This window comes from Plantactinospora sp. KLBMP9567, from assembly GCF_033446045.1.
Classification (GTDB): domain Bacteria; phylum Actinomycetota; class Actinomycetes; order Mycobacteriales; family Micromonosporaceae; genus Plantactinospora.
The window spans coordinates 169,763-183,097 of record NZ_JAWQRR010000045.1; the positions used below are offsets into that span (position 1 = coordinate 169,763).

Annotated in this window: 5 protein-coding genes and 1 pseudogene; 2 read left to right on the forward strand and 4 right to left on the reverse strand. The window is 68.5% G+C overall.

The window, feature by feature from the left end; genetic code table 11:
- Window positions 1-37: 37 nt before the first annotated feature.
- The 3 genes from R6Y94_RS34650 to R6Y94_RS45430 all read right to left on the reverse strand — a co-directional run bounded on the left by R6Y94_RS34650 (window position 38) and on the right by R6Y94_RS45430 (window position 10,729).
- Window positions 38-6,361: an RHS repeat-associated core domain-containing protein gene (locus R6Y94_RS34650; protein WP_318400566.1), complete on the reverse strand. Its 6,324-nt coding sequence runs from the start codon at window positions 6,359-6,361 to the stop codon at window positions 38-40.
- 130 nt (window positions 6,362-6,491) lie between these two features.
- Complete coding sequence (locus R6Y94_RS34655; RefSeq protein WP_318400568.1) at window positions 6,492-10,082, reverse strand: LamG-like jellyroll fold domain-containing protein; 3,591 nt, start codon at window positions 10,080-10,082, stop codon at window positions 6,492-6,494.
- 218 nt (window positions 10,083-10,300) lie between these two features.
- Window positions 10,301-10,729: a tetratricopeptide repeat protein gene (locus tag R6Y94_RS45430; protein ID WP_412102952.1), complete on the reverse strand. Its 429-nt coding sequence runs from the start codon at window positions 10,727-10,729 to the stop codon at window positions 10,301-10,303.
- A 68-nt stretch (window positions 10,730-10,797) separates the two neighbouring features.
- Here R6Y94_RS45430 and R6Y94_RS34660 point away from each other — a divergent pair.
- Together R6Y94_RS34660 and R6Y94_RS34665 are read left to right on the forward strand one after the other, a co-directional pair.
- Window positions 10,798-11,070, forward strand: a pseudogene (locus R6Y94_RS34660) (transposase); the annotation flags it as partial.
- Between the two features lie 531 nt (window positions 11,071-11,601).
- Entirely contained in the window at window positions 11,602-12,825 is a 1,224-nt protein-coding gene (locus R6Y94_RS34665) for a serine hydrolase domain-containing protein (RefSeq protein ID WP_318400569.1), read from the forward strand.
- A gap of 221 nt (window positions 12,826-13,046) precedes the next feature.
- On the opposite strand, the gene R6Y94_RS34670 is transcribed toward R6Y94_RS34665, so the two are convergent.
- Window positions 13,047-13,335: hypothetical protein (locus R6Y94_RS34670; protein ID WP_318400571.1), on the reverse strand; the 289-nt coding region annotated here is incomplete at its 5' end.

Consider the following 13,335-nt stretch of genomic DNA (forward strand, 5'->3'; position numbering starts at 1 on the left):
AGGTCACAGCCTCAAGCCGACCCAGAACCCGCGCCCGTCAATCCCAGTCCACGAGATCATCGGTCCTCCGCCATACGTTCCATTTCTCGAGCGGTCCGTCAACCATCTCCTCGCCAAGCCAGCCACCGATACCGGCACCTACAGATCCGAAGAGCGGGGAACAAACCACCGCCCCCTTACCGCAGAGGCTTCCAGCGGCAGCCCCGAGCGTCGCACCCAGCGTGGAAGCACCTGCTACCACGAGGCCCTTGCCGACCGCAGTCGCCAAATCATCGCCCTCGAGCAAATTCATGGCCGTCTCAAGTGCGCCGCCGGCGACAATTGTCACCCGGGCAAACGTCTTCGTGATCGGACTTCTGCCCACCTTAGAAATTATCCGCAGGCCTTTCTCGTTCTTCACCATTCTCAGAAGGAAGGATGCAAGGCTACGCACCCCCTTCGTCGCCCCGTTCCGCATCGCCCGGCCGGCTGCCGAAACCAGCTTGCCAAAGCTGACCGCATAATCGGCCAGCGTCCCGACAAATTCGAGCGCCTCGGCTATCCTCCCAGCAGCCTTCCCGATCCCTTTTTCCTCGACCCACTTCGCAAGCTGGTCCCTCGCACTGGTGGCAGTCTTCTTAATGCTCCGCTTCTCGTTGACCACCCATTTGCCATTGCTCTTCTTCACCACCCGCTCGCCGGTCTTGCGGTAGTGTTCCGCGTCGCCTTGCCCAGTGTTGGTAATGAGGGGGCGCAACCCGTCGGCGTCACTGAGGGTAACAGGACTGTTAGTGGCATACGAGTAAGCGTTCCACTGCTGAGGGTCGGCGAGATCGTGCACCGGGTCGGCGCTTAGGAACATTCCGATGGCGGGGTCGTATTCGCGGGCACCGAGATGGGTCAGTCCGGTGGGATCCCGGTCGCCACTCACAAAGCCCTTCGGGTTGGGCCAGTTTGTCGCCGCCCCGCGCGGCTCGCCGTAGGGGGTCTGCCGGCGACGGATCACGGTTTGGTCGCCGGCCACGACGGCGATCTGCTGGGTGCCCTGATGATCGTCGACAAGCCAGGTGATGCCCCTACCAGGCATGCGCATCGCGGCCATCTGCCCGCCGTACGTGTAGTAACGGGCGACGGTCGTCGTGCCGCCACTCGTGTGGCGGATCTCCATTCCGGGCAGGTAGAGGGTGGCGCCGGCCGGATCCCGGGCGATGAGCCGGTCACCGTCCGCGTCGTAGAGGTAGCTGTGCTGGTCGGTACCCGCGTGCACCGTGGCCAGTCTTCCCTCGCTGTCCCAGTCCAGATCCTGGCTGCCGGCCCCGCCCGGACATGCGTTGGTGGCGACCCCGATCATCGGCCGGCAGGTGGCGTTGCCACTGGCGTCGAAGGCCAAGGTCCGGATCCCGTTACCGGCGCCGGTCGTGACCACCTGGGTGAGCCCGTGCGGCCGGTCTCCGCCAGGCGCCGGATAGCTGTAGGTGGAAACAGTGTCGGTGGCACCGTGCCGGGTCTCGGTAATCCGATTTCCGGTGGACCGGCCGACCGGGTCGAAGGTCCAGGAGTGCCAATAGGGGGCGGGGCCACCGAGCCCGATCACGGTCGGCGTGGGAACGCAGTCGCCGCTGTCCGGCGTCCACGCGTTGGTGAGCCGCCGCTGGTAGTCGTACTCGAAGCATTGGGTGTCGGTGGTATTCCCGGCCGGTGTGTCGGCGATCTTCGTGATGTTGCCGACGTCGTCGTAGTAGTGGTGCAGGTCGGCAACCCATTGCGGGTTGAGCTGGCGGAGCGTCGAGGCAGTGCGCAGCCGCCGGGTCGTGTCGTCGTACGCGAAGGAGCGCTGCAGCCAGCTCTGGGCGGTCTGTTGGAACTGGATGAGGCCGAGCTCTCCGAATGCGGTCCAGCCGGTGTCGGTCACGTAGTGGCCGGCCCCGGGCCAGTTGGTGCGGAGTTGCTCGGGCAGGCCGGTGACCGGATCGTAGGTGTGGGTGAGTTGCTCGCCGCCGAGTCCGCCGGCACTCGGGTAGGTGGTGGTGGCGAGGCTGGTGCCGTCGGCCTTGTATGTCTGGGTGAAGCTGTAGGTGCCCGCGAGTCCGGTCTCGGTGGCGGGGATGATGTAGTCCTCGCCGGTCGGCTGGTACAGGGCGGTGTAGCCCCGCACCCGCACCTGGTATTCGGTAGTACCGGAGTTGGTCCATCTGCTGGACGAGGCGAGCCGCCCGTTGGCTCCGCTCGGGTCGTAGGCCCAGCTGGCCAGCTTGTTCGCCGGGTTGATCGAGGTCCGGTAGCGGCCGGTCTGCCGGCCGAGTTGGTCGTACTCGTGAACGAGTTTCCTACCCTCGGCGTCTGTGACGGTGACCAGGTCGCCGTAATCGTTGTAGGTGGACGTGGTTTCACCCTTGTCCGGGTCGTCGACTCTGATCTGCCGGCCACGGGTGTCGTAGCCGTAGGTCCACCGGTTGCCGGCCGGGTCGATGGCAGCTACGAGTTGGTTCCTGCGATCGTGGATGAACCGGGTGGTGTCGTAACTTCCGCCCACCGATCCGCCCGCGTGCTGGCGCACCTCGACGGTGTTGCCGCGGGCGTCGGTGATCGTCGTGGTGGGAGTGCCGCCGGCCGGTGGTGTGACGTAGGTGCGGTCGCCGCCGTGCCCGGTCCGGGTACGCCAGCGTGCGGTGCCGCCGCTGGTGACGACTTCCTCGGTGATCCGGCCGGCCCGGTCGTAGTGGTTGACGGTCTGGTTGTTCGCCTGCCATTGCGCGATCGTGACCAGGGTGGTGCCGGGGGTCCGGTTCGGGTCGTGGTGGTTGGCGACGGTGTACGCGATCCGGCCGGCCGCGTCGTAGACGCGTTCGGTAACGACGGTTCCTCCGCCAGAGTCCGCGGCCCTCTGCGTCTGCCGCTCCCGGAGCAGCCCGTCGTAGAGGGTATTCGTGGTCAGGTAGTTGCCCTCCGCGTTCATGGTCTCTGCGGTTACCGCGCTAACCCCACCGCTGTTGCGGATCCGGTAGGCGTACCGGATCGACGGGGAGGCTTCGTTGCTGGCCTTGGGCCGGTTGGGTAGCCACACTGCGGTGAGCTGCCCGAGCCCGTCGTACCGCAGGTCGGTGACCTTGCCGTTCTCGTCAGTGGTACGGGTTGGTACTCCCCGGGCCGGGGAGAGGTCCTCGGTGGTGGTCCAGCCGAGGTGGTTGGTGGTAACGGTCCGGGTGACCGGCCCGCCGGCAGCCGGGGTGTATGCGGTGGTGGTGCGATTCCCGCGCACGTCGGTTGCCGCCACCACCCGGCCGTGAGTGTCATAGCTGGAGGTGGCGGTGGTGAGCCAGGTCGTGCCACCGGCGGTGGTCCAGTCCTTGAGTTCCTCGACCCGGGTCGCGTCGCCCCTTGTCGGGGCGGCGCCGTGGGCGCCACCGTCGTACGCGGTCCGGACGTCGCTGATGACGTCGTCAGGGCTGGTCGGCGTCTGTCCGCAGGCGATGGCGAGGGTCTGCACCCTGGCCGGTAGGGAGAGCAGGTTGGTGGCGGTGTTCCGGGCGTACGTCGTGTCCTCGCACTGCTGGTCGTCGGCGACCGCGACGTCGCCGTGGTCGGTGACGCTAGTGACCATCCCGTATGAGTCGAAGGCGGTGTTCCGCTTCGTGACCCGCCACCCGCGGCCGGCGTCCAGCCGGGTCGCATCCCAGCTCACGCCGGTACCCGTGTAGCGAGCATGCACAGCGGTGTCGCCTATTCGCCGGGTGGCCGTCGGCGCCGACTGCCACGCCTGATCCACTCTGGTCGAGACGATGTCCGAATCGATCCCGTTGTAGACTGTTTCCTGCCGTATCGCACCGGCCAGAGCGTCCTCGTCGGTGACCTCGGGGGCGTCGCCCGGGTCGGTGGTGTCACTGTTGCCGGTGAGATCCACTGCTGGCAGCCTGACCGAGCGGGTGCCGCCGGACGGTGCCGCCTTGTCACCGTGTGTGCCCCGGTAGTAGCGGGTTTCGGTCAGGGTCTCCCGGCCGTCGGTACCCTTTCGGATCCGAACCCGCTGATAGCCGCGGTAGTCGGCCCAGGTCCGGAACCTGTCCTGGGTCAGGCCGTCGTCGTCGGTGTACCGCCACGCCGCTCCGTCGAGGTATTCGTAGGCGGTGACGACGTCGGTTCCGCCTCCAGTCCAGTCGGACTCCAGGACCCCGGTCACGACGTACTTGTGGAAGTACTCGGTCTCGGTCTTCCTCGTGAAGGTGTCCTCGGACAGCACCGGGAAGCAGCGCAACGTGTTCGTCTGCGGTGACGCCGGCATCGGGCCGCCCTTGGCGCACTGGGGATCGGAGTAGATGGCAGAGATCTTTCCGCCGCTCTCCGTCCAGATCGTGCCCAGCCGCATCCAGTACATCGGTGGTTTGGTGTCGCCGAGGGCGTCGACCCGGTTCGGCCGCTGGACCCAGTCGAAGTTGATCTCGGGGAGGGTCACTGTTCCGCCCACGTGGCCGGCGTGCACGATGCTTTCCAGCCACATCCCGTCCCGGGAGGCGTCTCCGTTCGGGGGGAATGTCTGGGTCAGTGTCCACGAGTCCACGTCCCCGGAAGTCCCGGCGACCCGGGTGGAGATCTTCGCCAGTCGCTTCGTGGACCAGAACGTTGGTGAGACTTTGTCTGCGCAGTCCGGTCCGGCGCACTCCTGGTCCCACGGCACGTCCGGCCAGTGCGCCTCGTCGTGCTCGGAGCAGTCGGACACGCACCGGTCAGCGGTGCTGAATATGACCTGTGCCGTCGGGGTGACCGAGCGGTCGGCGGCGCCCCGGTCCCAGGTGCCGTAGTCGATCCGGGTGAGCGTGGACGACCGGACGTAACTTACCGGTGACGCGGGTTGCAGGTTCGCCCCGTACCTGTTCGTCTCCCGGACGTACCACAGCGACATGGTGTTCCCGTGGGTGTCGACGACGTAGTCCAGGTTCCACCGCCATGCCTGGTCGCAGTGACCGGAGGCGAACGACGAGTTGTAGCACGGTTCCCCGGAATGGTTCCCGTACACCCGCACGTGGTTGGTGGAGTTCGTCACCGAACCGTGGCCCGGCAATGCGTGCCGGCCGAAGAAGTACTGGGTGCCGTCGTCGGTTGTCACCTTCCAGTACTCACCGTCGCCGTCGCCGTTGGACGCGCCGGTCAGCCGCTCGACCCGGGACGCGTCGTCACTCCTCGACCGCCAGGCTCCGGTCGCACTGTCACGGATCAACTCGACCGAGCGACCGCTGAGAGAGAGCACGGCGTTGTCGGTGCCCCAGCACAGGTCCCCGGTCTCGGTCTTGTTCGTCGCCGCGCCGGCCATGTCGCTGGCGCACGGCACATAGCGACGCTCGATGAAGCCCGGGTGGTACTCGAACCCCTCCCCCAGCCACGACGGCTGGTTGTTCGACGCGTCACTGCGCCCGTCGACCACACTCGACGCGTAGGACAGGGTGATATCGGGGGTGAGGCCGGGCGCCGGAGGAACCTCCACCGGGTACGACCAGGTGAAGGTGCCGCTGGAGGGGCTGGCGACCCAGGTCGAGGACGCCAGCAGCGGGGTGGCGGCGTAGTCGCCCGTCTCACCGGACGGCGCGGCCCGCACCGCGATCAACACACCCGCGCCACCGCCCCGGGCAGCGGCGTGCCGCGCCGCCGGTAGGTCGACGTCGGCGGAGACCCGACGTGCCCCGGCGTCGTTGCGGGACGGCAGGGCGGTGCCCAGGCACTCCGGCCGGCCGGGGGTGGTCAGGGCGCACGCGGGCAGAGCCACGAGCCGCAGCCGGGTTGACCAGTCCGACCCGAACACGCCGGCAAACCCGGAATAGTCGACTGTCACGTTCACTCGGCCGCCCGCCGACGCCGCGTCCGCACGGGCGACCCGGAGCACGATTCCGTCCCGCCAGGCAGCCGGCACGACGGACCGGTCCAAGACCTCCACCCGGGCCCGGTCGACCCGAGACCTCACGGACGAGGTCGCTGGCCCGTCCGCCCCGCTGACCGGCGCCACGGTCAGCGGCGGCCCGATCGAAACCGGCAGCGATCCCGCCCGGCTGCCCGAGGCGGCACTCGCGTCGCCCCGGGCGGCGGCCCGACCGTCGACAACGCCCGCGCTCGCCTCGGCGACCCCGGCCGCGGGCCAGGCGGCCGAGGTGACCGGCCGCTCCGCCGCACCCTGGGACAGGTCGGCCGGTCTCGGCCGTGCCGGCACCGGCGCGGATCGCACCGGGCGCGGCTGGGTCACCGACAGGCGCGGTCCCGCCTCGGGGCCGGCCCCCGCCGGGGCCGGGATTCCGGCCGGCAGTGTGACCGCCAGGACCACGGCCATGCTGTACGCCACACCGGTAGCGCCACGGCGCCGCACCCGGAACCCCCGACCACGAACCAGACGATCGAACATCACCAAACCTCCGAGAGGGAGCGGGCGGACCAGAACCTGGCGCAGGGCCGGCAGTGGCAACGCAGAAGCGGACGTCCCGACGGAAAGAAGTCGAGTTGGTAGAGGGAGGGACGCGCGAGTTGCGCGTTCGCTACGACCGGTGCAACGCGGTGATTTCCCGCTCGGACATCGCCCCGGCGAACAGCCGTAGCTGGTCGACGGTGCCGTACAGGTGTCCTGAGAAGCCGTCGCTGGAGCCGACGTACAGCGGCCCAGGGTCAGCGGCGCCACCCGAACCGGTGCCCGTGCCGGCTTGCCGGACCCCGTCGAGGTACAACCGCGCCGTGCCGGTGACAGCGTCGAAGACACCGACCAGATGCACCCATTCGTTGGGCGTGGCTGGTGCGTCGGACCAGGAGAGAGCCCAGCGCGTCCCGCCGGTACCGTTCGGTGACGCGACACCGAACTGCCACTTGCCGGACGGCAGGACGTACAACCGCATCGCCGAGTAGGCGGAGAGGCCGTTCTGCCTGAGCAGGATCTGCTCTCCACCGGAGAGGCCGGCCAGGCGGACCCAGGCGGACACGGTGACCGACTGATCGGTCCGGACGATCGGGCCCGAGGCCGCGGCGTACCCCTGGCCGGCCCTGCCGTATCCGTCGGGTTGGGCGTGATTGAGCCACAGCGCGTCGTTGTCGTCGTACGCGTCACCGGTGTATCCGACGGTCTGCGGCTCGGAGCTGGGGTCGGTGCAACCGTGTAGGGCAAGCGTCTGCGACCAGTACGTGGCGCTCATCGACGGAGCGCAGCCGGAGTCGAGGCCGCCGCCGAAGTCCCACGCGGCCACCTCGGTCGGCGCCAGCAGACCGGCCTTCGGCTGAGTGCCGGCGGCGGCGTTCGCATCCGTGCCCCGGATGTCGTCCTCGGTCACCACGCGGTTCCAGACCCGCAGGTCCCGAACCTGCCCGACAAACGGCCCACCCATCGCCCCGTTCCACCTGTCACGACCCACCACGACCGGGCCGGTGGCCTTCCACCCCGAGCCCCGGGCGGAGGCCCAGGCCGCGGGCGCCGTGGTCACCGAGGTGGGATCCAGCGTCCCGTTGACCCACAGCTTGACCCGCTGCTCCGCCTCGTCCCACACGCCAGCGAGGTGCACCCAGGTGTCCGCCGGCAGCGACACTGGCGCCCAGGCGTCGAGGAAGGCCGGGGACGCCGTGTCAGTCGCGGGAATCCGCATCCGCCATCTTCGCTGTGTGCAGTTGTGTGTGAGGGTGAAGCCGCTGACCTGCGCCCCGTCGATCGACACGGCCGTCCGGTTGACCTCGGGCGGACACAGAGCTCCGGACGGGATCCGGACCCAGGCGGCCACGCTGAACGAGCCCGAGGTGTCCAGGCCCGTGCCGGTCGCGGTCGCACTGCCGGACATGCCAGCGGCATCACTGTCGAATATCGGCGTCCGCTCGCCCAGGACCCAGGTGTCGGGAGTCCAGGTGATGTCGGAGTTCTCGATGACGAGGTCCGCGCTGCCGATCTGGTCGCCGAACTGATGGGAGTCGATGCTGTCGAGCGGCCAGTGCGCGCGGGGTGCGGAGGGCGCACCGGTCAGGAAGCGGTGCGCGCCGGTCTCGCTCCGCTTGTTGGCCCGGTCGACGCTGTAGACGTTGAGAACGTTGTAGCCGTACCGGGGCGGGGTCAACGACACCGTGTACGAGGCCCCGGCCGACACGGTCACCGTGATCAGCGGCTCGACCTGCCCCGCCCAGCCGTACACGTACTTGACGACGTCCGCCGCCCCGGCAGTGAAGGTGAACGAGCCGGAGACGCCGGGGCCGCCGTGCGCCAGTCCGTCGCCGGGGTGGGTGCTCGAGGACACGCCAGGCTTGGGCGGTCTGGCCGTGTCCAGAGTGAAGCCGCACCACGGCGTCCACGGCGAGTACGAGCCGACGGCGTCCCGGGTCCGAAGCCGCCACTGGTAGCTCCGACCGTCCGGCCCCGTACCCAGGGCGATCGTTCCGGACTCACCGTAGTGGTTGCCCGGTTTGACCTGGCCAGTCTTGGCGACCACCGATCCCGAGGGGAGTTGCCGGTACTCGAAATAGCCGGTCAGGCTGTCGCCCGCCGCGTCCGCGTCGGCGTAGTACGCCCGCAGCACCGGCGAAGCTGTTCCCACCACACCCCCGCACGACTGGCCCGAGGCCGTCAGGTTAGACGGGACACCCGGCACCGAGTTGTACGTGACCTCTAGCCATGCCCGGTTGGTGTAGAACTTCTTCCACCGGTCCTGCGTCGACTCGTACTCACCCGACTCGTTGCAGGCGCATAACCCGACGGTGTACGTCGACCAGCGGGAATCCGCGGCATGCTGAAGGTCGGCCCGGAGGCTGGAGCCGGTGAACTCCGCGTCAACATCCGGTTGGATCCTGCCGCACCCTCCAGCCTCGTTCGCGTGGCCCTCCCAGGAATCCAGCCAGGCGGCCGGCAACGGCCGCGTCGACCACGCCATACGCTTCCCGCCACCCACCGTGATCGAACCCGTCCGGTACAGATGCACCCACGTAGGGCTGCACGACCACGAGTGATCCAGCTCGATCCTGACCACACCGGACAGGATCCGCTTGCCCCGCAGCTTGGCGACATCGAAGTCATAGAACGAGCGGTAACGCTCGCCGGAACCGCCCTCGGGTTCCGGTTGTCGACCCACCCGCGCCCTGGAAGTCTCGTTGCTCTCGCCGTTACTGCTGGCGTAGGCCCATTTCCGCCTGAGCTTCTCGAACGCGGGGTCAACGAAGACCGGATAGGTCAGGCCCGGATCGGCCATCAGTACGGGATCCGGCGTCACGGTCAATCCTCCGTCGGACACCGCCACCGACACCGGCGCGCTCCGGGACGTCGCCGCCGGCTCCACCGCAGTGGCCGGCTCGCCCAGCGCTCCCGACCCGCCACCCGCCCGCGCAGTGGCGACCGCCGGCACCACCTCGCCACCCCGTGCCGGATCATCGGACGAGTCCCACATCATCGCCGGGGCCGATGTCGCCACCGCACGGCCGGCCGCGTCCACCAGCCGGACCTCGCCGGCGCCGTTCTGCTCCACCCGCATGTCACCGCCGGTCAGATAGCGCAGCGACCGCATCGCCGGGCTCCCCGCCGCCGCCGGAGTGAGGATCTCCACCACCTGGGTGTAACCCTCGGCCGTCGCGGTGACGTGCAGGTCTACGTCATCGAGCACCGACTCGTACGTCGCCGTCGCCCCGTTCAGGCGGGGCGCCGGCAGGGAACCGAGCGGCCAGGACAACGTGAACGTCGCCCCGGCCTCGCGCCAAGTGACCAGCGGGCCGGAACCGCCACCGGAGAACCTCACATCCGCCAAGGTCGCCGCCGGCCCGACCGACCCGTCGCTCCGCTGGACCAGGTCCGTCGAAATCGGCCTCCAGATTCCGCCGGCACCCCTGACCCGCTGCGGCGCCACAGCCGCCTGGAGGATCAGCGCGCCCTCGACAGTCGCCACAATCTGGCTGCGCTCCGTTATGGACGGTCCGACGACGACCTGCCGCTGACAGGAGACAGCGAGCGCCACGGCTTCGGATTCGGACGGCGCGGTGTCCACGCAACCGAGAGTGGACGCCGCCTCGGCCGGAACCCCCGTCACCCCGACTGCCACGAGCCCGGCCGTGGCCAGCGACAACACGGTCAGCGACGCCAGCCAACGCCTCCAGCCGATACCACCCAGAACAGACACCACGCGCTCTCCCTCCGTGATTGGCCGAAACCCGTGAAGTCAGCTGCAGCACGTGGTGCGACAGTGAACCGATGCGGTCCGATTCACGGCGTCGGCTCGGCGGTCCATCCCACCCCCGGCGGCTCGATCCCGACCTGCCGGTGACCGTCACCCCTGTCGTCAGGGCGGGTTCCGCCCTGGCTGGAAGTCACGGTTCCACCCACCCCTTACGTTGACGGCGACTACCGGTGCACCGGCGTTCGCCTGACGGCTGGAGTGAGGGTGCTACGACTGGGTGGGTCGATTTGTTGATGGATTGTTGACGACCAACGGGCGCGGCGGCCGAAGTCCGGACTCCATGGCAGAGCTCCGAGTATTCGGGTATTGGGTTCGGTAGAGGGGCCCTGCATCAGCGCGGCTGTTGGAAGGGGTCGACACACGCTGGCGACGCAGGCGGTCGACGCCGGCCCGGCGACCGCGGAGACGCCGATTTGCCGGAACAGGGTGAGCGCCTGCGAATGGTGCTCGAAGGCCTGTTCAGGCTGGCCGAGGCGGTTGTAAAGGATGCCGAGATGGGCCAGTGCCGGAGCTTCGCCGGAGCGGTGGCCGAAGTGCCGGAATGCAGCACGCGCCTGCCGAAGGTGGTCGACGGCCGGCCCGGGTGGGTCCATCTGCGCCTCGACTATGCCAGGCTTGAGGAGTGTGACGGCTTCCCCGAGCCGGTCGCCGTACTGCACATGCAGGGTCAGTGCCTCCCGAAGGTGATCGGGAGGTCCTCGGCCTGGACATCGCCTCCGACGGGGACGGCGCCTCCTGCCGCCCCTGTGCGAAGCGCCGCTCGCCTGCAGGCTGGCTCGCGTTCCTTCGCTCGCTAACCGCTCGTGGCCTGGACGGGGTCAGACTCGTCATCTCCGATGCCCACCGCGGCCTCGTCGCCGCGATCGGCGCCGCCTTCCCAGGCGCCGGATGGCAACGCTGCCGCACCCACTACCTACGCAACCTGCTCAGCATCGACACCGACCGAACCGACGACACCAACAACCCACCCATGCCCATCGCCGCTTAAGATCAACACCGGAGCTTCTGATGGTCGTCTTCTACACCACGACCATGGACGTGACCCTCGGCACCGGCCGCTAAGGTCGATGCCTGGATTCACCCTGAAGGCAATATCAGTCGATGCGTAACCACCAAACCTGACTCGTTTTCCCTGGTCAGCAATTGTTTGTGATGTCCTGCGTGGCCCGCCGGGGGCGCTCAGAAGATCCCACCCGACTTCGCCGGGCACACGGGCCAGTTGGCCTGCTGCGCCCGGGAGTGTCAAGTTTTGTACGGTCCCGATACTGGATCATCGCGCCCTGCCCGACGGTTTTGCCGGTGTAGTCATGTCGCCGAGGCGCCAGTGGCTTGATGCCAGGAGATCGGCGGGTATCGCGGGCGTATCGAAAAACGCATACGCCACCGCAACAGTCTTCTGGGTTCAGTGCAGCATGGACCACAGCGCATCCACGGGCAGTTTGTCGATCAGGAAAGGGACGTGATCATGGACTCGGATTCGGTACGTGGTATCGGCCGGCGGCGGCTGCTCGGGTGGGGCGGGGTGGCGGCCGCTGGCGTGGCGGCCGGGCCGCTGGTGGGCGCCGGGCTCGGTCGGGCCGACACCGCCCCAACCGACGCCGACATCCCGCCGGCCACCCGTCCCGGCGGCGCCTACGACCGGTACATCGCGAAGCTGGCCGCCGAGGACAAGTTCTCCGGAGTGGTGCTGCTGTCGCGTCGCGGCCGGACGGTGCTGTCGCGCAGCTTCGGCATGGCCGACGAGGAGAAGGGGATCCGTAACCACGAAGGTGTCGCGTTCAACCTCTACGGCGGGCCGTTCGTCAGCCTGTCCATTGTGCAGTTGGCGCAGCAGGGCAAGGTGAAGCTGTGGGACACGGTGGGCACCTACCTGACCGGTTTCGCCACGGAGATCGCTGAGCAGGTGCGCATCCACCACCTGCTCGTCGGTACCTCCGGGTTGTCCTTCCCGGAGCACGACTACCAACGCATCTTCCACAGCAAGGAGGAGCAGCAAGAGTACTACCAGCAGTACACCCGGCAGGCGAAGCTGGTGGCCGCCCCCGGCGCGGGTTCGAACAAACCCGGTTGGGGTTCGGATGTCGTCGTACAGATCGTCGAGGCGGTTACCGGCATGACGTTCTGGGACTACGTGCACGAGCACGTCTTCGCACGCTGCGGCATGACCGGCTCGGCGTACTACACTAGGCCGCAATGGCTGGCCGACGAACACATAGCGCACTCGTACATGAAACAGGCCGACGGCAGCCGGGTGGACGCCGCCCGCAACCTGGACAAGGACAGCCCGAACCCGGGCATGGCGGGCCAGAACAATGCGCGCAACTTCGTCCCAGACGGCGGGTTCATCACCGCACCGGACATGGTCCGGTTCGCGGAAGCGTTGTACGACGGCACCGTGCTCGACCCGCCCTGGGCCGACGTGTACACCTCGGTCAAGGCCCCCAACTTCCGAGGCTCCCCGGGGTTCACCACCTACGGGCCGACAGCCCACATCGTCGAAGGCCAGTGGGAGATCGGGCGCGGCGGCCCCCACCCCGGCAGCTCCACCTACTACAGCATCTACCCGGACACCGGGTGGGTCGGCGTCGTCCTCAGCAACTACGACGACATACCGCTACAGGAGATCACCGGACAGCAGACGCAGGCCATCACCGGGGCTTCACCCGGCGACGGCGGCGGTGGTGGCTGACGCGCGGCCACGGCATAGCCGACCCGAAGAAAGAGGCCCGGGCCGGGAAATCCACCGGCTCGGGCCGGGTGGATTCCGCCGCCGGCAACCAGATCGCCCGACGACCGTCGACTCCGGCAGCGGCATCGGCGATCCTCATGCTCGGCGCCGACCCGGCGAACCATGGCTGATCGCCACGGTGCCCGGCGTCGGCTGCCACATCATGACCGATGGCGATGGGGTCAGGAGGTGGGGCGGAAGCGGCGGAGCCGCAGGCTGTTGGTGACGACGAAGATCGAGCTGAAGGCCATCGCGACGCCTTGATGATGGTCAGGGTACGGCAGGACAACCGGATCGCGGGCGGTGAGGTCGCCACGCACCAGGGTCAGGTCGGACGCCTCGATCGCGACGGTCAGGAAACCCATGACGGTACGGCGGCGCGCGGCCATTCCCACGCCAGCGGCGAGCAACAGCAGGGCGGTCAACGCGATCACGACGAGCGACACCAGGATGCCCGCTACGCGGGCGGCC